Raw genomic sequence first — 25,332 nt, forward strand, 5'->3', positions numbered from 1 at the left:
CGGTACGCCGCCGGGGCGAGCCCCGGCGGCGTACCTCCTGGTCCGACTGCTTCAGCGGCCGCGCCAGATACGAACCCGCTACGACAGCGAGTCGACGGCCACGGAGGCCGCTTCCGCGATGAGCTTGTCGTCGGGCTCGGCGTTCTTCTTGGCGCGGTTCGACAAGATCGCCATGACGATGGGCGCACCGTCGGGCGGCCACACCACGGCGATGTCGTTGCGGGCGCCGTAGTAGTTGCCGGTTCCCGTCTTGTCGCCGACCACCCAGTTCTCGGGCACACCGGCCTTGATGGTGTGGTCCCCGGTGGTGTTGGTCTTGAGCCACCGGGTCAGCTGTGCGCGCTCGCCCTTGCCCAGGGCGTCCCCGAGGACGAAGGCGCGCAGGTCCTTGGCCAGCGCCCGCGGCGTGCTCGTGTCCCGCTTCTCGCCCGGGACCCAGCTGCTCAGGTCGGGCTCGCGGCGGTCCATCCGCGTGACGTGGTCGCCCATCTTCTCGAGCGCGGCGTCCAGCCCCTTGGGGCCGCCGAGCTGGTCGAAGAGCAGGTTGGCCGCGGTGTTGTCGCTGTAGCGGACGGCGGCATCGCACAGCGCGCCCAGGGTCATGCCGGTCTCGACGTGCTTCTCGGTCACGGGGGAGTTGGCGACCAGATCGTCCTTGGAGTACGTGATCTTCCGGTCGAGGCCGCTCAGGGAGTACTTGTCCAGCACGGCTCCGGCGGCCAGCGCCTTGAACGTGGAGTTGTAGGCGAAGCGCTCACCGGCGTTGTAGGCGACCTCGCGCCCGGTGCCGGTGTCGAGGGCGTAGACACCGAGACGCGCGTCGAACTTGCGCTCAAGCGCCTTGAAATCGCGGGCGAACGGCTTCGCCGCCTGTGCGGGCTTCGTGGTTCCCGCGTGCTTCGTGGTCGCCGTGGAGGGGGACGACGAGGCCGAGGAGTCGCCGTCCGCGCAGGCCACGAGCGGGACGACGCAGAGCGTGGCAAGCGCGCCGAGAACGGCGCGACGGGCACGGGTGTGGTGCATGGGCCAAACCTCCGGGCGCCCCAGCGGCAGGGCGCATAGGGGACGGGGCGGCACGGCTCCGTCCCGGTGCGTGGTCGTGAGTGCCAGGACCACCCTTGCCCTCGGGTGCGTATGCGGTCCAATACGCTCATGCGTGGTTCCATGCCGATCTGGCATAGGGTGCGGGGCGTGGATCTGGTGGGAGCGTGTCGCGCGTTCGTCAGCGTCAGCGAGTACGGCAGCTTCACCGACGGTGCGGCCGCGGCGCGGATGTCCCAGTCGGTGGCCAGCCGTCGTGTCGCCGCGCTGGAGGAACGCTTCGGTGAGCCGCTGTTCGAGCGGACGTCGAGGCGCGCCGTCCTGACCCCCTTCGGGCGGGACATGCTGCCGACCGCCCGGCAGCTGGTGCAGGCGGCCGACGTGCTCCTGGACGAGGCGGAGGCCGTCAAACGCAAGCCGTGGCGGCTCGCCGTGCCCGGCATCTGCTCCACGGTGGGTCTGGCCCGCCTGGTCGCCGAGGCGCGCGGCCACGGTGTCACGCTCGACCTGCGGGTCGCGGCGCCCACGCAGCGCAGGGAGCTCCTCCACGCGCAGCAGGTGCGCGCCGCCCTGCTCGCGGTGCCGGCGGACGAGGCGACGTGGTCCGTGCCGCTCGGGCTTGCCGGTGCCCAGGATCCCGGAGTGCGCCGCGTCTACCTGGAGACGCTGCGGGTCGGACGCGCCACCCCCGGGCCCGCCCGCCGCGTCTGGATCCAGCCGGAGGACGATGTGCCGCACATCCGCGATCCGCTGACGCGCCTGCGCGACGCGGTGGGCCTGCGGCCCGCGCAGCTGACCGCCGCGGCCGATCTGACGAGCGCCGCGGCCGAAGTCCTCTGCTCGGGCGACCTGTTGCTCTGCTCCCTCGCCCAGGCCGAGGAACTCGCCCTGACCTGGCGGCCCATCGGCGAGATCACGCTCGGCCGGGGGTTCGCCCTGGCCGCCGCCGCGGACGGCAATCCGCAGCACATCGAGGCGCGCCTGGGCGACGCCATCGCCCGCTGCCTGGGCGCGGGTGCGCAGGCAGGGATCAGGGGAGGGACGGCGCAATGACCGACGGCATGGACGGTGGCCCGGGCAGCGGCCTGGGCGGCATCGGCGGCGGCATGAGGACCGAGGCCCTGCTGCGCGACCTGCGTCAGCAGCTGCGCGACGGCGGCCTGCACGGCTGCCTGCTCGTGCGCGACCTGCACACGGGGGAGGAGCTGGGGATCGAGGCGGACACCCACCTGCCCTCCGCCTCCCTGGTCAAGGTCCCGCTCGCGCTCGCGACGGTCGAGCGGATCCGGCGCGGCGAGCTCGACGGGGCGACGGCGCTCGAGGTGGAGCCCGGACGGGTCACCACACCCGGCCCCACCGGACTGAGCCGCTTCCGCCACCCCGCCCGGATCGCGATCGACGACCTGCTCTACCTGAGCACGTGTCTGAGCGACGGAACGGCCGCCGACGCGTTGTTCGAGCTCACCCCGCCCGCCCAGGTCACCGGCATCCTGCACGAGCTCGGCATCCGCTCCATCGCCGTACGGCACACCGTGGGCGAGCTGTTCGACACCCCGGTGGAACGCTTCGACCCCGACCAGATCCATCTCGCCCACGCCCTGGCCATCGACGCCGGCACCAGCGGCCGCGGCCACCGGGTGCCGCAGCTGGACACCACCCGCGCCAACACCGGCAGCGCGCGCAGCTTCGTCGACCTGCTGCAAGCGCTGTGGACGCCGTCGAAGATCCACCCGGACGTGGCCGAGCGGCTGCGCGATCTGTTGGCCCACAACGTACTGCGGCACCGCCTCACCCCGGACTTCATCTCCGACGCCAGTACGTGGTCCTCCAAGACCGGCACCCTGCTCAACCTGCGGCACGAGATCGGCGTCGTCGAGCACTCCGACGGCCAGTCCTTCGCGATCGCCGTCCTGACCGAGTCGCTCGTCCCGGCCAGCGCACAGCCCGGCGCGGACGCCCTCATGGCACAGGCCGCCCGCAGCCTGCGTGATCACCTTCGGCAGCTGTAGCCGCCGCGCCGCGATGAACTCCCTCACCAGCCACAGCAGTTGACCTACCGACCCGTGACGTCGGAAGATCCTTCTCGGCCGGAGTGGGACGAACATCGCCTGCCGCGCACTGAACCGGTCGGACACGTAGGGGAGCCACGGATGACTGCAGACGACGCCAACGTCCACATCGACACCAGCAAGCCGCACCCCGCGCGTGTCTACGACTGGCTTCTGGGCGGCAAGGACAACTACCTCGTCGATCAGGAGCTGGGCGAGAAGCTGCCGCCCGAGGCACGCGCGAACGCGGCGCGGAACCGTGCGTTCATGCAGCGCGCCGCAGCCTGGCTCGCCGACAACGGTGTCAGGCAGTTCCTGGACATAGGCACCGGCATCCCCACCGCGCCCAATCTCCACCAGATCGTGCAGGCGATCGCTCCCAGCTCCCGGGTCGTGTACGCCGACAACGACCCGATCGTGCTGCGGCACGCCGAAGCCTTGCTGGTCAGCACTCCGGAAGGCGCCACGGACTATGTCCAGGCGGACGTGCGCAGGCCCGAGGCGATCCTCGACCGCGCCCGCGACCTGCTGGACTTCGAGCGGCCCATCGCGCTCTCCCTCATCGCCCTGCTGCACTTCATCACCGACGAAGAGGACCCCTACGGCCTCACGCGCACCCTGGTGGACGCGCTGCCCTCCGGCAGCTATCTGGTGCTGTCCCACGGCACCACCGACGAGCACCCCGCGCTCGCGGACTCCGTGACCGACACCTACAAGAAGGGGCAGGTGCCCTTGAGGATGCGGCGCCGCGCGGAGGTCGAGCGCTTCTTCGAGGGGCTGGAAATGGTCGAGCCGGGCCTGGTGACGGCGACGCACTGGTACAAGGAATCACCCGCGCCCAAGACCGAGTTGAGCGGCTTCTACGTCGCGGTCGCCCGCATTCCCTGAGGCGTGAGGCGTGAGGCGGGTCCCTGCCTGCCCGAGGGCATGGCCCCGTGCAGGCAGGGAGCGGGCGGCACTGCCGAGGGTCAGGAGAACAGGACCGACCGGAGCTTGAGCCGCTCGCTCGCGCCGCCGGTGTGGGGGCGCAGCGTGAAGTCGTCGCCGGAGCAGTCGGCGTTCGTGAAGACGATCGCGAAGGAGCCGGTGCGGTTCTTGGGGGAGTGGGCGGGCGGCTGGCTGTACTCCTGGGCCGCCTCGTCGAGCATGACGCACTCTCCGCTGGCCGGGTCGTGCAGGGTGGCCTGCTTTTCCTCACCGGCCCCGTTGACGTAGGTGTAGCTGAAGTCGCCCTCGGCCGCGTACGCGGAGCCGGGCACGGTCAGGATCAGCGCGGCGGCACCGGCCGCGGCGGCCAGTGAGTGACGAAGACGCATGGATCGTTTTCCTTTGCTGGGAACGGCACGTGAACGCATCCCGCATTCCCGTCCTGACCAGCAGGGATACCTGATTTCGAGCGGATGCGCCGCTGAAACGATCCGCCCTCACCCGTTCGGTCCCGCCAGGGATCGGGGAGCGGTGCTCGGCGCGCGTCACCGATGGCGGTACGGGCCGCGTGTGCGAGGGGCCCGCGGGGGCGATCCCGAACGGATTCAGCAAGCACGCAAACAGAACGCAAGAATTGCACTATTCTTGCGTGCATGACGCGACGACTTGCTCAGGTGGCGCGGAAGGTCGGGGTCAGCGAGGCCACGGTCAGCCGGGTGCTCAACAACAAGCCGGGAGTCTCCGAGGCGACCCGGCAGTCCGTGCTCTCGGCCCTGGACGTCCTGGGGTACGAGCGGCCCACCCAGCTGCGTGGCGAGCGGGCCCGGCTGGTGGGTCTGGTGCTGCCAGAGCTGCAGAACCCGATCTTTCCCGCGTTCGCGGAGGTGATCGGCGGAGCGCTCGCCCAGCAGGGGCTGACCCCGGTGCTGTGCACCCAGACCAAGGGTGGGGTCTCCGAGGCGGACTATGTCGAACTGCTGCTGCAACAGCAGGTGTCCGGTGTGGTGTTCGCCGGTGGGCTGTATGCGCAGGCGGACGCCCCGCACGGGCACTACAAGCGGCTCGCGGCGCGCAAGATCCCGGTCGTTCTCGTCAACGCGGCCATCGAGCGGCTCGGTTTTCCGGCGGTCTCCTGCGACGACGCGGTCGCGGTCGAACAGGCCTGGCGGCACCTCTCCTCGCTGGGCCACCGGCGCATCGGCCTTGTGCTCGGACCTGCTGATCACATGCCGTCGCAGCGCAAGCTCGTCGCCGCCCGCGCGATCGCCGAACGGGTCGGCGGGGCGCTGCCCGAGGAGCATGTCTCGCGGGGAATGTTCTCGATCGAGGGCGGCCAGGCCGCCGCCGTGAAGCTCCTGGACGCCGGGGTCACCGGCATCATCTGCGCGAGCGACCCCCTCGCGCTCGGGGCGGTGCGCGCCGCACGCCGCCGGGGGCTGGGCGTCCCGCACGACGTCTCCGTCGTCGGCTACGACGACTCGGCGTTCATGACCTGCACCGAACCCCCGCTGACCACGGTGCGTCAGCCCATCGAGGCCATGGGCCGCGCCGTGGTCGAGCTCCTCGCCCTGCAGATCGCGCAGAGCGCGGTGCCCACGGAGGAACTGCTCTTCGAGCCGGAGCTGGTGGTGCGCGGCTCGACGGGGCAGCCGCCGCAGGAGGAGGCGCAGGGGTAGCCGGGGGAGGAGCCCGTCGGCCGCCGGGCGGCTACCGCCTCTGAACTATCAATTTCTTTCAATCATCGCGCGAGATATTGCGTGGATCTGCTGGCAGTGCTTGAGTGGGCGCCGCCACACAGTCCGCGCAGCTGTGGGCTTCCCGCTCCTGCCATGCCGTCGTCCCCGCCCGCACGGGCGGGTGGCGCTGTCCAAAGGGGTCCACCGATGAGCAGCTCCGGAATGCCGTACCTCCGACGCATCCGCCGCCGCACCACTGGCACCACTCGCACCACCCACCGCCGTACCGCCACGGTCGCCGTCGCCTCCGCGCTCGCCCTCACCGCCCTCGCGGCCTGCGGCACCAGCAGCAGCGACGAGGGCGACTCCGACGGGGACAAAGGCGTGGACGCGGCCAACGCCGCCGCCCCGCTGGACCCGAAGACCAAGGTGACGCTCACCATCGACTGCATGCCGCCGGCCGCCGAGAAGGCCGAGCTCAAGCAGTGGAAGGAGGACGTCGCCGCGTTCAACAAGAAGTACCCGAACGTCACGATCAAGGGGAAGCAGACCGACCCGTGCCTGGAGCCTCCCCGCTTCACCGCGATGCTGAAGGCCAAGTCCCAACCGGACGTCTTCTACACCTACTTCACCGATCTCCAGCAGGTCCTGGACAACGACGGCGCCCAGGACATCAGCGCCTACGTCAACGACAAGTCCGTCCCGGCGCTGGGGGACATGGACCCGAACGTCCTGAACGTCCTGAAGAAGGACGACAAGCTCTACGGCCTGCCCTACAGCAACTACACGATGGGCCTGCTGATCAACCGCAAGCTCTTCGAGAAGGCCGGACTCGACCCCAACTCGCCCCCGACCACCTGGGCCGAGGTCCGCACGGCCGCCAAGAAGATCGCGGCGCTGGGCGACGGCGTCTCGGGCTTCGGCGAGTACAGCGCCGGCAACAACGGCGGCTGGCACTTCACCGCCACCACCTACGGCCTCGGCGGCGACATCGTGAGCGAGGACGGCACCAAGGCCGCCTTCAACAACGCCACCGGCAAACAGATCGTCGACAACCTCAAGGCCATGCGCTGGGACGACAACAGCATGGGCAAGACCCAGCTCCTGAAGTGGGGCGACCTGCAGAAGCAGATGGCCGCCGACAAGCTGGGCATGTTCCTCGCCGCGCCCGACGACATCACGTACATGGTGCAGAACCTCGGCGCGAAGTACGACGACTTCGGCATGGGCCCGATACCCGGCCAGAAGGCGACCCTCTTCGGCGGCAACGACTACATGATCAAGAAGGGCAGCTCGCCCGACCAGATCAAGGCCGCGATCGCCTGGATCAACTTCAAGTTCCTCAGCGTCGGCAAGGGCCAGTTCGACTGGGCCCGCACCAAGGCGGACGGGCTGCCCGTGGGCCTGCCGCAGCCGAACTTCTGGACCGGCGAGAGCAAGACCAAGGACGACAAGGCGCGCGCGGCCAGTTCGACCATGCCCGTCGAGAACTTCCAGGCCTTCACCGACAAGCCGGTCACCGGCAAGGCCGAGCCGCCCAAGGCCCAGGAGGTCTACAAGGTCCTCGACACGCTGATGTCGGCCGTCCTCACCAACAAGGACGCCGACGCGGACAAGCTCCTGAAGACCGCCGAACAACAGGTCAACCAGGTCCTGGCCAACCAGTGATGTCCGCTCCCACCCTCTCCGAGAACAAGGCCCGGCCGTCCTCACCGACGGGCAGCCGGGCCGCCCGCCCCGAACGCGGCGCGTTCCGCCAGGCGTTGAAGCGCAACCTCACCGCCCACGCCTTCCTCATCGGCGCCCTGCTGTGCTTCTCGGTCTTCTCCTGGTATCCGATGGTCAGGGAGTTCATCCTGGCCTTCCAGAAGACCGAGAACGGCGAGACGGTCTGGGCCGGCTGGTCCAACCTCAGCTACATCTTCAACGACCCGGCGTTCTGGCAGGCCTGGCGCAACACCCTGCTCTTCACCGCCCTCGCGCTGCTGCTCGGCTTCGCCGTGCCCTTCGCCATCGCCCTGATCCTCAATGAATTCCGGCACGGCCGCGGCTACTTGAGACTGCTGGTCTACCTCCCGGTGATGCTGCCGCCGGTGGCCTCCGTGCTGCTCTTCAAGTACTTCTACGACCCCGGATACGGCCTGTTCAACCGCATCCTGGAAGCCGTCGGCCTCCCGGGACAGGCCTGGCTGCAGGACACCGACACCGCGATGATCTCCGTGGTCGTCGCCGCCACCTGGATGAACATGGGCGGCGCGACCCTGATCTACCTGGCCGCGCTGCAGTCCATCCCCGGCGAGCTGTACGAGGCGGCCGAGCTGGACGGCGCGGGCGTCTTCCGCCGGATCTGGCACGTCACCATCCCGCAGACCCGGCTGATCCTCTCGCTGATGCTGCTCCTGCAGATCATCGCCACCATGCAGGTGTTCGTCGAGCCGTTCCTGCTCACCGGCGGCGCGGGCCCCGAGGGCGCGACCCTGACCGTCGTCCACCTCATCTACCAGTACGCGTTCACCTTCAACAACTACGGCAGCGCGGCGGCGCTCGGCCTGGTCCTGCTCGTACTGCTCGCCGGATTCTCGGCGGCGTACGCACGGCTGAGCCGCGCCGGCAGCGAAGACTAGCCGGGGGAGAGCACGGACATGAGCACACGCACCCTGATCTCCCCGGCCCAACTGGCCCGGCCCCGCGGCAAGGTCCTGTACTGGACCGCCTTCACCGTGGTGACCGTCGTCTTCACCCTGGTCTTCATCGGCCCGCTGTACTGGATGGTCACCAGCGGCCTCAAATCCCCGCAGGAGTTCGCCCAGACACCGCCCACCCTGGTCCCCGACGCCGTCTATCCGCAGAACTACGCGGACGCCTGGGGCGTGATGGACCTGGCCCGGCTCCTGTTCAACACCCTGTACTACGCGTTCGGCGCACTCGCCTTCCAGCTGATCTTCGACGTGGCCGCCGCCTACTCGCTCTCCAAGCTGCGGCCCGTGTTCGGCAAGGCGATCCTCGGGATGATGCTGCTCACCCTGATGATCCCGGCCACCGTCCTGGTCGTACCGCAGTACCTGACCGTCCTGGACGTGCCGGTCGTGGAGCGCAACCTCATCAACTCGCCCTGGGCGATCTGGCTCCCCTCGGTCACCAACGCCTTCAACATCTTTCTGCTCAAGCGGTTCTTCGACTCCATCCCGCGTGAGCTCCTGGACGCCGCCGCCATCGACGGAGCATCCCCGCTGCGCACCCTGCGCTCGGTGGTCCTGCCCCTGTCCCGGCCGATCCTCGGCGTCGTGTCGATCTTCGCGGTGGTCGCGGTCTGGAAGGACTTCCTCTGGCCGATGCTCACCCTGCCCGACCCCTCCAAGCAGACGGTCAACATCGGCATCTACTCGCTGGCCGCCAGCGTCTCCGAGAACTGGCTGCTCGCCGCCCTGGCCATCGCCTCGCTGCCGACCCTGATCATCTTCCTGATCTTCCAGCGCAACATCATGAGCGGCCTGACGGCCGGCAGCCTCAAGGGCTGACCCCCGGGCCCACCCGCGCACCCCGCCACCGGCCAAGCGCCGCGGCGGCGGGGTCCCACCTGCCCGAAAGGAACCTCACGTGGCAGCCACCTCCCCGACCGATGCCTCCTGGTGGCGTTCGGCCGTCATCTATCAGGTGTACGTACGCAGCTTCGCGGACGGTGACGGCGACGGCACCGGCGACCTCGCGGGCGTCCGTGCCAAGCTGCCCTACCTTGCCGAACTCGGCGTCGACGCCCTGTGGTTCAGCCCCTGGTACCTCTCGCCCATGGTCGACGGCGGATACGACGTCACCGACTACCGCGTGATCGACCCCGCGTTCGGCACCGTCGCCGAGGCCGAGAAACTGATCGCCGAAGCGCGCTCCCTCGGTATCCGCACCATCGTCGACATCGTCCCCAACCACGTCTCCGACCAGCACCCCTGGTTCAAGGCGGCCCTGGCCGCGGGACCCGGAGCCCCCGAGCGCGAGCTCTTCCACTTCCGCCCCGGCCGTGGCGCGCACGGTGAACTGCCGCCCAACGACTGGCCCTCTCAGTTCTCCGCGACCGCTTCGACCTGGACTCGCGTCGAGGACGGCGAGTGGTACCTCCACCTCTTCGCGCCCGAACAGCCCGACCTCAACTGGGCCCACCCGGCGGTCCGTCAGGAACACGAGGACGTCCTGCGGTTCTGGTTCGAGCGCGGCGTGTCCGGCGTACGGATCGACTCCGCAGCCCTGCCCGCCAAGGACCCCGCCCTGCCCGACTTCACCGAAGGAGTCGACCCGCACCCCTTCATCGACCGCGACGAACTCCACGACATCTACCGCTCCTGGCGGGCCGTCGCCGACGAGTACGGCGGCATCTTCGTCGGCGAGGTCTGGCTCCCCGACGCCGAACGCTTCGCCCGCTATCTGCGCCCCGACGAACTGCACACCGCCTTCAACTTCTCCTTCCTGTCCTGCCCGTGGGAGCCCGCGCGGCTGCGTACGTCCATCGAGGCCACCCTCGCCGAGCACGCCCCGGTCGGCGCCCCCGCCACCTGGGTGCTGTGCAACCACGACGTGACGCGCACGGTCACCCGCTACGGCCGCGAGGACACCGGCTTCGACTTCACCACCAAGGCCTTCGGCACCCCCACCGACCTGACCCTCGGCACCCGCCGCGCCCGCGCCGCGGCCCTGCTGGCCCTCGCCCTGCCCGGCGCGGTCTACATCTACCAGGGCGAAGAACTGGGCCTGCCCGAGGCCGACATCCCCCTGGACCGCATCCAGGACCCCATGCACGAGCGCTCCGGCGGCACCGACCCGGGCCGCGACGGCTGCCGGGTGCCCCTGCCCTGGACGGCCGCCGAACCGCACGCGGGCTTCGGGTCGATGACAGGACCCTGGCTGCCGCAGCCGGCGGGCTGGCCCGCGTACGCCGCCGACCTCCAGGCCACGGACCCGCGCTCCATGCTCACGCTCTACCGCGACGCCCTGCGGCTGCGCCGCGTCGAACCGGGTTTCGGCGACGGCCCGTTGACCTGGCTGCCTGCCGCCGACGGCGTCCTGGCCTTCGTCCGCGAGCCGGGCCTGGCCTGCGTCGTCAACCTCGCCCCCGAGCCCTGCGACCTCCCCGTCCACACCCGCCTCCTGCTGGCCAGCGGCCCCCTGGACGAAACGGGCCGGCTGCCGCAGGACACGGCGGTCTGGCTGCGCATCTGACGCACCGCATCCATGCGCCATCCCCCACCCCCCAGGAGAAGGGAATGTCATGCCCCCCACAAGAACTGGATCAGTCCCCTTAGTCAGACGAGTAGCGGCAACATGCGCCGCACTGGCCTGCGCCGCGGCCCTGGGTATCGCGGGCCGCACGGCCGACGCCGCCGAACCGCCCACCCCCGTCTCGCCGTTGGCCGTCGAGGGCCGTGGCGCGAGCGTCCCCTTCGCCGAACTGGAGGCGGAGGCCGCGGTCACGTCGGGCTCCGTCATCGGACCCGACCGCACCTACACCACCCTCCCCTCGGAGGCCTCCGGCCGCACCGCCGTACGGCTCGACGCGGCGGGGGAGTACGTCGACTTCACCCTCACCGCCCCCGCCAACGCGGTCTCCCTGCGCTACGCCCTGCCCGACAACGCCGAGGGGACCGGCATCAGCGCACCCCTGCGGCTCAGCGCGGACGGGAACCAACTCGCCGAGCTGACTCTGACCTCCAAGTACAGCTGGTTCTACGGCAGTTACCCCTTCAGCAACCGCCCGTCCGACGGCACCCCGCACCACTTCTACGACGAGACCCGGGCCCTCTTCGGCAAGACCCTCCCCGCCGGAACGAAGGTGCGTGTCCAGCTGCCCTCGACCGGTGCCACCGACTGGGCGGTCATCGACCTCGCCGACTTCGAACAGGTCGCGGCGCCGATCGCCCGCCCCACCGGCGCTCTCTCGGTGACCGACTACGGAGCCGATCCCACCGGCGGACAGGACTCCACCGCCGCCTTCCAGCGGGCGGTCGACGCCGGCAGCTCCCAGGGCAAGGACGTCTACATCCCCCAGGGCCGCTTCAAGCTCACCGACCACGTCGTCGTCGACCGGGTGACGCTGCGCGGCGCGGGCCCCTGGTACTCCGAGCTCACCGGCCGCCACCCGACCGACCGCAACCGCGCGGCCGGGATCTACGGCAAGTACGTCCAGGGCGGCGGCTACAAGGGCGAGATACGCCCCCACGAGGCGGGCGGGCCCAGTCGCGACGTCACCCTCAAGGACTTCGCGATCCTCGGTGAGATCACCGACCGGGTCGACGGCGACCAGGTCAACGCCATCGGCGGCGCCCTGAGCGACTCGACGGTGGACAACGTATGGCTTCAGCACACCAAGGTCGGCGCCTGGATGGACGGCCCGATGGACAACTTCACCCTCAAGAACAGCCGGATCCTCGACCAGACGGCTGACGGCGTCAACTTCCACTGGGGCGTGACGCGTTCGAAGGTCGAGAACACCTTCGTACGCAACACCGGCGACGACGGTCTCGCGATGTGGGCCGACACCAAGACCAATGCCGACAACGCCTTCACGTCCAACACGGTGGTCCTGCCGATCCTGGCGAACGCCGTCGCCGTCTACGGCGGCAAGGACATCTCCGTCACCGACAACGTCCTGGGCGAGAACCTCACCAACGGCGGCGGCCTGCACGTGGGCAACCGCTTCGACGGCGTCACCCCCGGCAACGGCACCGATGTCACCGGCACCTTCACCCTCGCCCGCAACACCCTGATCCGGGCGGGCAACACGGACACCGGCTGGAACTTCCCGATCGGCGCCCTGTGGTTCGACGCCCGCAACAGCCCCATCGACAAGGCCACCATCAACGTCACGGACACCGACATCCTCGACAGCTCCTACTCGGCGATCCAGTTCATCTCCGGGACCACCCGCGGCGTCCGCTTCGATGACGTCCGCATCGACGGAACCGGCACCTTCGCCCTCCAGCTCCAGGACCCCGGCGCCGCCTCCTTCACCCGCGTCACGGCCACCGGGCTCGGCTTCGGTGAACCCGTCTACAGCTGCCTGGGCGACCGCTTCACGATCACCCAGGGAGCGGGCAACTCCGGCTGGAACGAGAAGCTCCCCGCGACCTACTGCGACGCGTGGCCCAAGGCCCGATCCGCGACGCCCTCACCCAAGACCGAGCACTGACCTCCCCACTCACCAGGAAGGTGCACCATTCCATGACCAGACACGACAGGAGCACTACAAGATCCATCCGCAAGTGGTACGCCGCCGTGGCCACCGCGGGCCTCGTCGGCACCCTCGTCACCGGCCTGACGGCCACCGGCGCGCACGCCGCCGAGGCGGCCGCGGGCGCCACCCTGCCCTTCACCTCCGTCGAGGCGGAGAGCGCGACCACGAACGGCACCAAGATCGGACCCGACTACACCCAGGGCACGGTCGCCTCCGAGGCGTCGGGCCGTCAGGCCGTGCGTCTGGCGGCCGGCCAGAGCGTCGAGTTCACGCTCGCCAAGGCGGCGAACGCGCTCAACGTCGCCTACAACGTCCCCGACGGCCAGTCGGGTTCGATGGCCGTGTACGTCAACGGCCAGAAGATCTCCAGGACGCTGGCCGTCACGTCCAAGTACAGCTACGTCGACACCTCCTGGATCGCGGGCTCCAAGACCCATCACCTCTTCGACAACGCACGGCTGCAGCTCGGCCAGAACCTGCAGTCCGGCGACAAGGTGAAACTGGAGGCCACGTCCACCCAGGTCACGGTCGACGTCGCCGACTTCGAACAGGTCGCGGCGGCCGCGGCCAAGCCGTCCGGCGCGCTCTCGGTCACCGACAAGGGCGCCGACCCCTCCGGCCAGGGTGACTCCACCCAGGCCTTCCGCGAGACCATCGCGGCGGCCAAGGGCGGCACGGTGTGGATCCCGCCGGGCGAGTACAAGCTCACCCAGTCGCTCAACAACGTCGACAACGTCACGATCCGCGGCGCGGGCAACTGGCACTCGGTCGTGCGCAGTTCACGCTTCATCGACCAGTCGAGCGCACCCACCGGCAAGGTGGGCCTGCACGACTTCGCGGTGATCGGCGAGGTCACCGAACGGGTCGACAGCAGCCCGGACAACTTCGTCAACGGATCGCTCGGCCCGAACTCCAGCGTCTCCGGCATGTGGCTCCAGCACCTCAAGGTCGGCCTGTGGCTGATGGGCAACAACGACAACCTGGTCGTGGAGAAGAACCGCTTCCTCGACATGACCGCCGACGGCCTCAACCTCAACGGCACGGCGAGGGGTGTCGACGTACGCAACAACTTCCTGCGCAACACCGGTGACGACGCCCTGGCGATGTGGTCCCTGAACACCACCAACAGCGACTCGAGCTTCACCGGCAACACCATCTCGCAACCCAACCTCGCCAACGGCATCGCCGTCTACGGCGGGCGTGACATCACCGTCAAGGACAACCTGATCCTCGACACCAACGCCCTGGGCAGTGGCATCGCCATCTCCAACCAGAAGTTCATGGACCCGTTCTTCCCGCTGGCCGGCACCATCACCGTCTCGGGGAACACCCTCGTCCGCACCGGCGCCATGAACCCCAACTGGCAGCACCCGATGGGCGCCTTGCGCGTGGACGCGTACGACAGCGCCATCGAGGCCACGGTGAACATCACCGACACGACGATCACCGACAGCCCCTGGAGCGCGTACGAGTTCGTGTCGGGCGGCGGCACGGGCAAGGCGGTGAAGAACGTGACCATCGACCGCACGACCATCGACAAAGTGGGCACGGTCGTCGTCCAGGCCGAGACGCCCGGCGCGGTCAAGATGTCGAACGTCAAGGCCACCGGGGTGGGCGCGGCCGGCGTCTACAACTGCCCCTACCCGACCGGCTCCGGCACCTTCACCCTCACCGACGGCGGCGGCAACTCCGGCTGGGACAGCACCTGGGACAACTGCTCGACCTGGCCCACGCCCGGCGGCGGCAACCCCGACCCCGACCCGGACCGCAACCTCGCCAAGAGCCGCCCGGCCACCGCGACCGGCTCCGCCGACGTCTACACCCCGGCCAAGGCGGTCGACGGTGACGCGGCGACGTACTGGGAATCCACCAACAACGCCTTCCCCCAGTCGATCACCGTCGACCTCGGCAAGTCCGAAGCGGTGCGCAGGCTCGTCCTGAAGCTGCCGCCGCCCGCGGTCTGGGAGGCAAGGACGCAGACCCTGACCGTCCAGGGCAGCACCGACGGCGCCACCTACAGGACGCTGGCGGAGTCGAAGGGCTACCGCTTCGACCCGGCGAGCGGCAACAAGGTGACCATCACGCTGCCCGCCTCCGCTCCGGACGTCCGGCACCTGCGACTGCACGTCACGGCCAACACGGGGTGGCCGGCCGCGCAGTTCAGCGAAGTGGAGGCCTACCTGTCCTGACACGCCGCGCGCCCCGCTCGCTCCCGGTCGTGACCGGGGCGGGCGGGGTGCTCCGGCGGGTCAGACCTGCGTCGACCTCTTCTCGTCCGACGACTCCGTCGACGACTCGGTCACGAGTCGTGGCGCGGCGGCGGGCTCGGGCGTGGGGCCGCCTTCGCTGAGGCCGATGCGCCCGTGGAGCCTGCGCAGGAAGCCGGGCGCGTACCAGGCCGAGCGGCCCAGCAGGCGCATCGCGGCGGGTACGAGGATGCCGCGCACGGCGACGGCGTCGATGAGGATGGCGAGGCCGCTGCCCAGGCCGAACATCTGCATGAAGCTGAGCTTGGCCGTGCCGAAGGCGAAGAAGCTCACCGCGAGCAGGCAGGCGGCCGCGGTGACGATACGGCCGGTGTGCCCCAGGCCGTTGGTCACGGCGGACTCGTTGTCCTCGCCCAGGTCGTGCAGTTCCTTGATGCGGCTGGTGACGAACACCTCGTAGTCCATCGAGAGGCCGAAGGCGATGCAGAACATCAGCACCGTCATGGACACCTCCATGGGCTGCGCGGTGAAGCCGAGCAGGGAGGAGAGGTTGCCGTCCTGGAAGATCCAGGTCATGACGCCGAGGGTCGCGCCCAGGCTGATCAGGTTGAGGAGCAGCGCACGCAGGGGCTGCACGATGCTGCCGGTGAACAGGAAGAGCAGGAGGAACGTGGTCAGGGCGACCAGGGCCACGGCGATGGGCAGACGGCTGCCGATGGAGTCCTTGGAGTCGACCAGTTCGGCGTCGACGCCGCCCACCAGGGGCTGTGTCCCGGCGGGCGGAGTGAGCGCCCGCACCTTGCCGACCAGGTCCTGGGCCGCGTCCGACTTGGGCGGCAAGGTGCTCACCACGGTAATCTGCTGGGCGTCGGGGCGGCCGAGGGCCTTGTTGCCGGGGTCGGCCGCCGCGGACCGTCCGTCGGCGTGGGTGCCCGCGCTGGTCTCCACGCGGACCACGCCCTTGAGCCCCGACAGTTCATCCGCGTACGACTTCAAGGTCCCCTTGCTCACGGGGCTGTCGATGACGACGTGCAGGGCCGCGTCGTCGTTGCCGTTGAACTTCTCCTGAAGGACCGTCGAGACCTGGCGGCTCTTGGCGTCCTCGGGCAGTACGCGTTCGTCCGGTGTGCCGAAGGTGATGCCGAGGAGGGGGCTTGCCGCAAGGAGCAGCACCGCGAGGACGGGCAGCGCGGTGAGCGCGGGGCGCCGCATGACGGTGCCGGCCAGCCGTCCCCACAGGGGGGTTCGGGTGGCGGCGCGCCCGCGCTTGGCCCACGGCAGACGTCCGCTGTTGACACGGTGTCCCAGGACGACGAACAGGGCCGGCATGACGAACAGGGTGCTGATGGCCGCGACGGCGACGACACCGACCCCGGCATAGCCGAACGAGCGCAGGAAGTACTGCGGGAAGACCAGCAGGGCCGCCAGCGCGGCCGCCACGGTCGCGGCGGAGAAGGCGACGGTGCGGCCCGCGGTGCTCACCGTGCGGCGCACGGCGTCCTCCACGCTTGCCCCGGTGGCGAGTTGCTCCCGGAAGCGGCTGACCATGAGCAGGGCGTAGTCGATGCCGAGGCCGAGTCCCAGGGCCGTGGTCAGGTTGATCGCGAAGATGGAGACGTCGGTGACGCTGCCGAGGACGAAGAGCTCAGCGAACGTGCCCGCGATGGCGATGAGGCCGATCGCCAGCGGCAGCAGGGCCGCGACCAGGCTGCCGAAGACGAGCAGGAGCAGGATGAGGGTGAGGGGCACGGCGATGGCCTCGGCCAGGACGAGGTCCTTGCCCGACTGGGTGCCCATCTCGCTGGTGACGGCGGCGCCGCCGCCGGCCTCCACGGTGAGCCCGCCCTCGTTCGGTCCGGCGTAGGCGTCGATGACGCTCTTGGCGTTCTGGTCGCGTTCCAGGTCGTCGCCCCGCACATGGGCCAGCACCATGGCCTCGCGGCCGTCCTTGGAGCGCAGGTCGGGGCTTGCCGTGTCCCAGTACGAGATCACGTTCCGCAGGTGCTGTTCCTTCTTGAGGTCGGCCACCAGGGCCTTGCCGCCCTGTCGGGCGTCGGGGGTGTCGACGCGGCCTTCGTGGGCGCGGACCAGCAGGACCAGGTTGGTCTCCCCGCCGAACTTCTCGTCGATGACTTCTCCGGCCCGGGTGGACTGCGAGGCCGGGTTGTCGTAGCCGCCTCCCAGCAACTTGCCGAAGGCGCCTGCGCCCAGGGCGCCCATGAGGGCCAGGGCCACGACGGCGACGACGAGTATCAACCGGGCCCTGCGGATGGCCAGTTCGGCTATGCGTTCAAACACGCACGCTCTCCTTTGGTGTCCTTGCGGTGAAAACGGCGCGAAGCGGCCGGAGCCGGGTGATGAGGGTCCGGCGAGGTGCTTCGCGGAGCGTCTTTCGCTCCGTCAGAACAGGTGCGGTGCTGCACTCTTCGTCGCCGGGAACGACGTTAGTGAGGAGACGGTAAATTTGGCAGTGTTAGATTTTCTTCACACCCGGAAGCCGGAGGAAGTCGCCTCATGCCCGCAGAGGAACACGCCACAGCCCCGCCCTCCCTGCGCCAGCGACGCCGGGCCGCCGCCACGCAGGAGATCCTGGACGCCGCCGAGCGGCACATCGCCGAACACGGCCCCGTGGCGCTGTCCTTGCGTGCGGTCGCCCGCAGCCTCCAGATGACCGTGCAGGCGCTCTACCACTACTTCCCGAGCCGGGACGCCCTGGTCACGGCGCTCGTCGCCAAGGCGTACGACGACCTGGCCGATGCCGTGCGGGCCGCCGTCGACACCGCGGCGGACGACCCGGACCTGCCGGGCCTGGTGGTCGCGGCCGAGGGCTACCGGCAATGGGCCATCGTCCACCCCGAGCGTTTCCAGCTCCTCTACGGAACGCCGCTGCGGGATTACGAGGCACCCGCCGAAGGCCCGACCACCCAGGCGACGCGCCGGATGAGCGCCATCTTCGAGCGCGAACTGTTCGACGGGTTCAGCACGGCGCAACTGGCCGCGGCCGAGGCCCCCGCGCTCTCGTCCGAGCTGGCGGCGTACCTGGAGCAGCTGCCGCACTTCGGCCTGGGGCATCTGCCGCCTCCCGCGACCGCCCTCTTTTTGAGCGCGTGGGGGCACCTTCATGGCCTCGTGGTCCTGGAGGTGTTCGGGCACACGGCATTCCTCGGCGACCACCAGGCCGAGCTGTTCCGCATGGGGATGCGGAACCTGCTGGAGGACGTCCGCCGCCGGATTCCCGAGGCGGCGGTGCCGGAGCCGCGTCCTGGAGCCGGACCGTGACGCGGCCGGTCAGACGCTTGTGCTCTCCATGGGAGTGTCGGCGGTGGGCCGGGGGCGCAGAATCCCGGCGGTGCAGGCGGCGAGGACGCAGAACGCCACGGGCAGGAAGAACGTCAGGTTGAGCGGGACGGCGTGCGTGAGCGGTCCGATGACGGCGGGCCCGGCGAGCATGCCGAGGTAGCCGAGGCCCGCGACGCGCGAGACGTTGGCCCCGGCGGCGTCCTGGTCGGCGTGGCCCGCGGCGCTGAAGAGCTGGGGGATGCAGCCGGAGAGGCCGATGCCGAACACGGTCCAGCCGACCAGGGCCAGCGGTATCCAGGGGGACAGCGCGGCCACCGTCATGCCCACGGCGGCCACCGACGCTCCCTGGCGGAGCACGGCCACCGGGCCGTAGCGCGCGGACACGCGGTCGGCGAGCAGCCGGCCGACGGTCATCGCGGTGGCGAAGGCGCCGTAGGCCAGGGCGGCGGTGGCGGCGGGCGCGTCCAGGGTGTCGCGCAGGTGCAGCACGCTCCAGTCGTTGGCGACGCCCTCGCAGAGCATGAGCATCAGCGCGAGCGCGGCCAGCATCCAGATGCGCCTCGGCGTCCTGCGCCGGGTCACCGCCTCGGCGGCGGCTCGTTCGGGGTCGGCCTCGGGGCGCAGCAGTGAGGGCGCGGCCAGTGCGGCCACGGCCAGGCCGAAGAGCGCCACCGTGCCGAGGGTCAGTGCCGGGCTCAGCTCCCAGCTGAGGGTGCGGGCGCCGACCAGTGCGGCGAGGACTCCGCCGATGGAGAAGGTGGCGTGGAAGGCGGACATGACGGGGCGTTCGTAGCCGCGCTCGACCTGGACGGCGTGGGCGTTCATGCTGACGTCCAGGCAGCCGTTGCCGAAGCCGAGCACCAGCAGCGCCGCCCCCAGCGCCCAGGTGCTCGTGGCGAGCCCCGGCAGGATCACCGCGGCGCTGCACAGCGCCGCGCTGAGCGGTACGACGGTGCGGGCGCCGAAGCGGTCGGTGAGTCGGCCCACGAGCTGCATGCCGACGAAGGCACCCGCGCCGAGCAGCAGCAGGAGCCAGCCGAGCACGGCGTGGCTGATGCCGGCGCGGTGCTCGACGGCCGGGATGTGGACGATCCACATCCCCATGAGGAAGCCGTTGAGGGTGAAGTAGACGAAGGTGGCAAGGCGGCCCGAGCGCAGCGATCTTTCCATGTCCACGAACATAACGAACATGATGTCTGTTCGGAAGATTGCATATCGAACATTGGTGATGTTCAATTGCGGCATGGCGAGCACAGACCGACTGAGGCAGATCAGCGATGCCGTACGCGAGACCGGGCGGATGGGCGTCGCGGAGCTGGCGGAACTGACGGGCGCCTCGGAGATGACCATCCGCCGCGACCTGGAGGCCCTGGCGGACCAAGGCGTCCTGGAGCGCTACCGCGGCGGCGCCAGAAGCCTGCTGCTGCGCGGTGAGGAACCGCCCTTCGCGCTCCGGGCCCAGGAGGGGCTCGAGACCAAGCGGCGCATCGCCGCCGAGGTCGCGGGCCTGATCGCGGACGGCGAGTCCGTCGTCATCGACAGCGGCACCACCTGCCTGGAAGTGGCCCGCGCGCTGGAGCAGCGCCGGCTGACCGTGCTGCCGCTGTCCCTGCACGCGGTGAACGCGCTGACCGGGGCACCGCAGCTGACGCTCCTGGTCCCCGGCGGCCGCCCCCGCCCCGGCGAGCTGGCGCTGACCGGGCCGCTGACCGAGGCGTCCCTGGCCGCCCTGCGCTTCGACACCGCGGTCATCGGCTGCTGCGGACTGAGCGCGACTCACGGCCTGACCGCGTACGACCTGGACGACGCCGCGGTCAAACGTGCCGCGATCGCCTCGGCCCGCCGCGTCATCGCGGTCGCGGACGCCCCCAAGCTCTCCCGCACGGCCCTGGCCTTCGTCGCCCCCGCCGCCGCTCTTCACGCCGTCGTCACCGACGAGGCCGCCGCCCAGGACGAGACCGACGCGCTGGTGGCCGCCGGCGTCACCGTACGAAAGGTGTGACCCCATGCCGGACTCGCCTGAATCGCACGTCTCGTACGTCTCACACGCCTCGCCCGCCTCGCCGGACGTCGTGCTCTTCGACCTGTTCGGCGTCATCGCGCGCCACCAGTCCGCCGAAGGCAAGGGCCGCATCGCCCGGGCTGCGGGAGTGGCCGCCCCGGCATTCTGGGACGCCTACTGGGCGCGCCGACAGCCGTACGACCAAGGCGTGTTGACCGGCCCCGCCTACTGGCGCCAAGTGGCGGACACCCTCGCCACCCGCTTCGACGAACACCGCATCGCGGGGCTCATCGAAGCCGACGTCGCCAGCTGGAGCGCCGTGGACGAGGTCATGGTCGCCCTGGTCGAGGAGCTCGCGGCAGCCGGCCGCCGCATCGCGCTCCTGTCCAACATCCCCGATGAGCTGGCCACTTACTACGAGGAACACCACGCCTGGCTCAAGCACTTCTCCGTGCGCGCCTTCTCCTGCCGCATAGGCCACGCCAAACCCGATCCCGGCGCCTACGACTGGTGCCTGACCGCCCTGCGCACCGAACCGGACCGCATCCTCTTCGTCGACGACCGCGAGGAGAACATCCGCGCCGCCGAGACGGCTGGCATCCGCGGCCACCTGTTCACGACGCCTGAGCGTCTCCGGGGAGCTCTCTGACGGCGAGGGTGAGGGAGAGGGAGAGGTGAGGGAGAGGGCTGTGCGGTCCAGCGGCTTGGCGCTCAACTCGTCCCGGGCGAACCGCTCGTAGTCGACGGCACCGAGTGTCTCGATCACGTTTGCGAGAGACGTCCGTGCCGCTGCGCGGCCCCCTGCCGCCCCGCGGTCATGACGCGTATCGCGCCTGGCTGGATCCGACCGCCCGGCAGCGGGCTCGACGTTCCCGCCGGTGCGGACGGTCGGGGGGCGCCGCCCGAGGAGCGACAGCCCGCGGCGCCCTCCCAGATGTCCGCGAAGCCCTGACGCATCGTCACATCGTGTCCCTATCACGGAGAGCAGGCGAGGTGTGCGTCCTCTGGGGCAGGTGGCCAGAACGCCATCGGTCGTCGGGATAAACCCCGCGCGGAGCAAGATCACCGTTTCGTGTGCTGCCAACGGTCTTATCGGGCGAGCCAGGCGCAACGGCCGTTAAATGGTCACCGGATCTGGATGAAATCCCGGAGATTACACCGCTACTTCCGCTTTCGCCGGTTGGCGCGCCTGCACTGATCACCTCCCTCGTGAAGGAGAGCTCGACCGATGACCGTTGAGACCAGCCCGGAAGCGCGACTGGAGCCGCCGCGGCGGTCCTTGAGTACGGCGGCTGCCCGCAATCTCGCCACCACCACGAAGTCCGCCCCGCAGATGCAGGAGATCACCTCCCGCTGGCTGCTGCGGATGCTCCCCTGGGTGGAGACCAAGGGCGGCGCCTACCGCGTGAACCGCCGGCTGAGCTACACCGTCGGCGACGGGCGCATCGATTTCGTCCAGGACGGCGCGGACGTCCGGGTGATCCCCCGGGAACTCGGCGAACTGGCCCTGCTGCGCGGCTTCGAGGACGTGGAGGTCCTGACCGCGATCGCCGACCGGTGCGTCCAGCGCGAGTTTCGCGCCGGTGAGGTCCTTGCCGAGCGCGGCACTCCCGCCGGTCAGCTCCACCTGATCGCCCACGGCCGGATCAACCAGCACTCCGTGGGCAAGTACGGAGACGAGGTCGGCGTCGCGGTCCTCGCCGACGGAGACCGGTTCGGGGAAAGCGCCCTGCTGGACGCCGACGCCAGGTGGGACTCCACGGCGACCGCCGAGACCGCCGGCACCCTGCTCACCCTGTCCCGCGCCGACTTCGACTCCGTGCTGTCCTCGGCACCGAGCCTCCAGGCCCACCTCGACGAGCTCCGCCGACTGCCTCAGCAGCGCCAGAACAAGCACGGCGAGGCCGAGATCGCGATGTCGGCCGGACATGTCGGCGAAGTCGCCCTACCCGGTGCCTTCGTCGACTACGAGCTCAAGCCGCGCGAGTACGAACTCTCCGTCGCCCAGACCGTTCTGCGGGTCCACACCAGGGTCGCCGACCTCTACAACGGGCCGATGAACCAGACCGAGGAGCAGCTCAGGCTCACCATCGAGGCGCTGCGCGAGCGCCAGGAGCACGAGCTGATCAACAACCGGGAGTTCGGCCTGCTCCACAACGCCGACTTCAAGCAGCGCATCCAGCCGCACTCGGGCCCGCCCATCCCGGACGACCTCGACGAACTGCTCTGCCGCCGCCGCGGGACGAAGTTCTTCCTCGCCCACCCCAGGACCATCGCGGCGATCGGGCGCGAGCTCAACGCCCGCGGGATCTACCCCGATCACGTCGACCTCGGCGGGCAGCAGGTGCCGGCCTGGCGCGGGGTCCCGATCCTGCCCTGCAACAAGATCCCCATCACCAAGGAGCAGACCAGCTCGATCCTCGCCATGCGCATCGGCGAGGACAACCAGGGCGTCGTCGGTCTGCACCAGACCGGCCTGCCGGACGAGTACGAGCCTGGCCTGTCGGTGCGCTTCATGGGCATCGGCGAGCAGGCGATCATCTCGTACCTGGTCAGCACCTATTACTCCGCCGCCATCCTGGTGCCCAACGCACTCGGCGTGCTGGAGAACGTGCAGATCGCCCGCAGGCCCGCCTAGAGGATCCGTCGGACCGCCACGACAGCCCGGACCTTCCCGGGCCGGGCGAGTGTGCCCGGATCCGGCAGAGGCCGCCCACCCCACCAAGGAGCCACGGATGCCCGATCCTGGGTCTTCCCCGCCGCAGCCGAGCCTGCCTGCCGCCGCGGCCCGCTTCGGGGACCACGTCCCCACCCACGCCGCCGGCGTCCCGCCCACCACGCCCTCGGTTCCCCGTCCAGCCGCGGCGAGGGAACCGAGCCCTGCCCTGGAGCGGATCCTGCGCGGCCCCAGCGGTCTGGGCACGGCGGGCCTGCATCTGGCCCTGCCGCCGGAGTTGCCCGCGTCCTCGGCGTCCTCGGCGCCGTCGATGCCTCCGGAGCCCTCAGAGCCCCCGGCCGCCGAAGCGCCGGCGGACGCCCTGCACATCCCGGGTCTCTACTACCACCCGGTGCCCGAGCCCGACCCGGCGCGTGTGGAGGAGGTCAGCCGCCGGATCAAGGACTGGGCGGTGGACGAGGTCGAGCTGTTCCCCGACGAGTGGGAGGGCCAGTTCGACGGCTTCTCCGTCGGGCGCTACATGGTGGCCTGCCATCCCGACGCCCCGACCATCGACCACCTGATGATCGCCACCCGGCTCATGGTCGCCGAGAACGCGGTCGACGACTGCTACTGCGAGGACCACGGCGGCTCGCCCGTCGGCCTTGGCGGGCGCCTTCTGCTGGCGCACACCGCTCTGGACCCCTTGCACGCGCCGCAGGAGTACCAGCCGCAGTGGGCGAAGTCGCTGCACGAGGATGCCCCGCGGCGCGCCTACCGCTCCGCGATGGAGTACTTCGTCCGCCAGTCCACCGCCTCCCAGGCCGACCGCTTCCGGCACGACATGGCCCGGCTGCACCTGGGCTATCTCGCGGAGGGCGCCTGGGCCCAGACCGACCACACGCCCGAGGTGTGGGAGTACCTGGCGATGCGGCAGTTCAACAACTTCCGGCCCTGCCCCACCATCACCGACACCATCGGCGGCTACGAACTGCCGGCGGACCTGCATGCTCAGCCCGCCATGCAGCGGGTCCTCGCACTCGCCGGCAACGCCAGCACCATCGTGAACGACCTCTACTCGTACACCAAGGAACTCGCCAGCCCCGGACGGCACTTGAACCTGCCCGTGGTGATCGCCGAGCGCGAGGGCGTCTCCGACCAGGACGCCTATCTGAAGGCGATCGAGGTCCACAACGACCTCATGCGCGACTTCGAGGCCGAGGCCGCCGCCCTGGCCGCCTCGTGCGCGGTCCCGAGCGTGCTGCGCTTCCTGCGGGGCGTGGCCGTATGGGTCGACGGCAACCACTACTGGCACCAGACCAACACCTACCGCTACAGCCTGCCCGATTTCTGGTAAGGACGGAATCACCTGTGACCAGCACTGAGTTCACCACTGTCGACAGCGCCTCCGCGTTCGTGCCCGCACCGGCGACGCCCTACCAGGGCGACATCGCGCGCTACTGGAACAACGAGGCGCGTCCCGTTAATCTGCGCCTCGGCGACGTCGACGGGCTCTACCACCACCATTACGGCATCGGCGACGTCGACCACGCCGCCCTGGGGGATGCCGACGACAGCGAGCACGAGAAGAAGCTGATCACCGAGCTGCACCGCCTGGAGTCGGCGCAGGCCGAGGTCCTCCTGGACCACCTCGGCTCCATCGCCCCCGACGACACGCTCGTGGACGCGGGGTGCGGGCGGGGCGGATCGATGGTCATGGCCCACCAGCGGTTCGGGTGCACGGTGGAGGGCGTGACCCTGTCGGCCAAGCAGGCCGACTTCGCCAACCGGCGCGCCCAGGAACTGCGCCTCCAGGACCACGTCCGCGCCCGCGTGTGCAACATGCTCGACATGCCCTTCGAGACCGGGCAGGCCGCGGGCTCGTGGAACAACGAGTCGAGCATGTACGTCGACCTGCACGACCTGTTCTCCGAGCACAGCCGGGTCCTCGAGGTCGGCGGCCGCTATGTGACCATTACCGGCTGCTGGAACCCGCGGTACGGCCAGCCCTCGAAGTGGGTCTCCCAGATCAACGCGCACTTCGAGTGCAACATCCACTCCCGCCGGGAGTACCTGCGCGCCATGGCCGACAACCGCCTCGTCCCGCAGGCCATCGTGGACCTGACGCCCGCGACCCTGCCCTACTGGGAGCTGCGGGCCACGTCGTCCCTGGTCACCGGCATCGAAGAGGCGTTCATCAACTCGTACAAGGACGGCTCCTTCCAGTACGTCCTGATCGCGGCCGACCGCGTCTGACCG

20 protein-coding genes are annotated in these 25,332 nt (G+C 70.0%); 16 read left to right on the forward strand and 4 right to left on the reverse strand.

From position 1 onward, the window contains the following. Positions 1 to 78: 78 nt before the first annotated feature. On the reverse strand, positions 79 to 1,023 hold the full coding sequence (gene bla / locus ACZ6ZP_RS25290) for a class A beta-lactamase (protein WP_469408491.1): 945 nt from the start codon (positions 1,021 to 1,023) through the stop codon (positions 79 to 81). A 168-nt stretch (positions 1,024 to 1,191) separates the two neighbouring features. Between bla and ACZ6ZP_RS25295 the strand changes: the two genes are divergently transcribed. From ACZ6ZP_RS25295 to ACZ6ZP_RS25305, 3 genes are all read left to right on the forward strand, one after another. Further along, complete coding sequence (locus tag ACZ6ZP_RS25295; protein ID WP_361467565.1) at positions 1,192 to 2,094, forward strand: LysR family transcriptional regulator; 903 nt, start codon at positions 1,192 to 1,194, stop codon at positions 2,092 to 2,094. A 53-nt stretch (positions 2,095 to 2,147) separates the two neighbouring features. Continuing rightward, a complete protein-coding gene (locus ACZ6ZP_RS25300) occupies positions 2,148 to 3,050 on the forward strand; it encodes a serine hydrolase (RefSeq protein WP_351166248.1) in 903 nt (300 codons plus the stop codon). Between the two features lie 141 nt (positions 3,051 to 3,191). Then, entirely contained in the window at positions 3,192 to 3,977 is a 786-nt protein-coding gene (locus tag ACZ6ZP_RS25305; RefSeq protein ID WP_469408492.1) for an SAM-dependent methyltransferase, read from the forward strand. A gap of 80 nt (positions 3,978 to 4,057) precedes the next feature. Here ACZ6ZP_RS25305 and ACZ6ZP_RS25310 read toward each other — a convergent pair whose 3' ends face one another. Continuing rightward, a complete protein-coding gene (locus ACZ6ZP_RS25310; RefSeq protein WP_351165742.1) occupies positions 4,058 to 4,405 on the reverse strand; it encodes a hypothetical protein in 348 nt (115 codons plus the stop codon). A 264-nt stretch (positions 4,406 to 4,669) separates the two neighbouring features. Between ACZ6ZP_RS25310 and ACZ6ZP_RS25315 the strand changes: the two genes are divergently transcribed. From ACZ6ZP_RS25315 to ACZ6ZP_RS25345, 7 genes are all read left to right on the forward strand, one after another. Next, the gene (locus tag ACZ6ZP_RS25315; protein WP_351165745.1) at positions 4,670 to 5,692 is read left to right on the forward strand and encodes a LacI family DNA-binding transcriptional regulator; all 1,023 of its coding nucleotides are present in this window, start codon (positions 4,670 to 4,672) and stop codon (positions 5,690 to 5,692) included. Positions 5,693 to 5,914: 222 nt separating this feature from the next. Next, a complete protein-coding gene (locus ACZ6ZP_RS25320) occupies positions 5,915 to 7,360 on the forward strand; it encodes an extracellular solute-binding protein (RefSeq protein WP_361467613.1) in 1,446 nt (481 codons plus the stop codon). After that, a complete protein-coding gene (locus ACZ6ZP_RS25325; RefSeq protein ID WP_361467568.1) occupies positions 7,360 to 8,316 on the forward strand; it encodes a carbohydrate ABC transporter permease in 957 nt (318 codons plus the stop codon). Before ACZ6ZP_RS25320 ends, ACZ6ZP_RS25325 begins: the two co-directional genes overlap by 1 nt. 18 nt (positions 8,317 to 8,334) lie before the next feature. Then, on the forward strand, positions 8,335 to 9,210 hold the full coding sequence (locus tag ACZ6ZP_RS25330; protein WP_469408495.1) for a carbohydrate ABC transporter permease: 876 nt from the start codon (positions 8,335 to 8,337) through the stop codon (positions 9,208 to 9,210). A gap of 79 nt (positions 9,211 to 9,289) precedes the next feature. Continuing rightward, the gene (locus ACZ6ZP_RS25335; RefSeq protein WP_469408497.1) at positions 9,290 to 10,897 is read left to right on the forward strand and encodes a glycoside hydrolase family 13 protein; all 1,608 of its coding nucleotides are present in this window, start codon (positions 9,290 to 9,292) and stop codon (positions 10,895 to 10,897) included. A gap of 49 nt (positions 10,898 to 10,946) precedes the next feature. Next, on the forward strand, positions 10,947 to 12,863 hold the full coding sequence (locus ACZ6ZP_RS25340; protein ID WP_469408498.1) for a glycosyl hydrolase family 28-related protein: 1,917 nt from the start codon (positions 10,947 to 10,949) through the stop codon (positions 12,861 to 12,863). 32 nt (positions 12,864 to 12,895) lie between these two features. Continuing rightward, on the forward strand, positions 12,896 to 15,097 hold the full coding sequence (locus ACZ6ZP_RS25345) for a discoidin domain-containing protein (RefSeq protein ID WP_469408501.1): 2,202 nt from the start codon (positions 12,896 to 12,898) through the stop codon (positions 15,095 to 15,097). 60 nt (positions 15,098 to 15,157) lie between these two features. Here the strand turns inward: ACZ6ZP_RS25345 and ACZ6ZP_RS25350 are convergent, their stop codons facing one another. Then, complete coding sequence (locus ACZ6ZP_RS25350; RefSeq protein WP_469408502.1) at positions 15,158 to 17,413, reverse strand: MMPL family transporter; 2,256 nt, start codon at positions 17,411 to 17,413, stop codon at positions 15,158 to 15,160. Between the two features lie 216 nt (positions 17,414 to 17,629). Here ACZ6ZP_RS25350 and ACZ6ZP_RS25355 point away from each other — a divergent pair, with 216 nt between their 5' ends. Beyond that, positions 17,630 to 18,394, forward strand: a complete 765-nt coding sequence (locus ACZ6ZP_RS25355; protein WP_366464442.1) for a TetR/AcrR family transcriptional regulator — start codon at positions 17,630 to 17,632, stop codon at positions 18,392 to 18,394. Positions 18,395 to 18,403: 9 nt separating this feature from the next. Here the strand turns inward: ACZ6ZP_RS25355 and ACZ6ZP_RS25360 are convergent, their stop codons facing one another. Continuing rightward, complete coding sequence (locus tag ACZ6ZP_RS25360; protein WP_469408503.1) at positions 18,404 to 19,585, reverse strand: MFS transporter; 1,182 nt, start codon at positions 19,583 to 19,585, stop codon at positions 18,404 to 18,406. A gap of 73 nt (positions 19,586 to 19,658) precedes the next feature. On the opposite strand from ACZ6ZP_RS25360, the gene ACZ6ZP_RS25365 reads away from it, so the two are divergent. The 5 genes from ACZ6ZP_RS25365 to ACZ6ZP_RS25385 all read left to right on the forward strand — a co-directional run bounded on the left by ACZ6ZP_RS25365 (position 19,659) and on the right by ACZ6ZP_RS25385 (position 25,329). After that, entirely contained in the window at positions 19,659 to 20,417 is a 759-nt protein-coding gene (locus ACZ6ZP_RS25365) for a DeoR/GlpR family DNA-binding transcription regulator (protein ID WP_366464444.1), read from the forward strand. A gap of 4 nt (positions 20,418 to 20,421) precedes the next feature. Further along, positions 20,422 to 21,066, forward strand: coding sequence for an HAD family hydrolase (locus ACZ6ZP_RS25370; protein ID WP_351165763.1), 645 nt, complete (start codon positions 20,422 to 20,424; stop codon positions 21,064 to 21,066). Between the two features lie 579 nt (positions 21,067 to 21,645). Beyond that, positions 21,646 to 23,055, forward strand: coding sequence for a family 2B encapsulin nanocompartment shell protein (locus ACZ6ZP_RS25375; RefSeq protein ID WP_351165765.1), 1,410 nt, complete (start codon positions 21,646 to 21,648; stop codon positions 23,053 to 23,055). Positions 23,056 to 23,152: 97 nt separating this feature from the next. After that, on the forward strand, positions 23,153 to 24,430 hold the full coding sequence (locus tag ACZ6ZP_RS25380; protein ID WP_468615764.1) for a family 2 encapsulin nanocompartment cargo protein terpene cyclase: 1,278 nt from the start codon (positions 23,153 to 23,155) through the stop codon (positions 24,428 to 24,430). 14 nt (positions 24,431 to 24,444) lie between these two features. Then, entirely contained in the window at positions 24,445 to 25,329 is an 885-nt protein-coding gene (locus ACZ6ZP_RS25385) for a geranyl diphosphate 2-C-methyltransferase (protein ID WP_351165769.1), read from the forward strand. The last annotated feature ends 3 nt before the right edge of the window (positions 25,330 to 25,332 follow it).

The sequence above is a fragment of the Streptomyces sp. NPDC054047 genome (genome assembly GCF_055585065.1).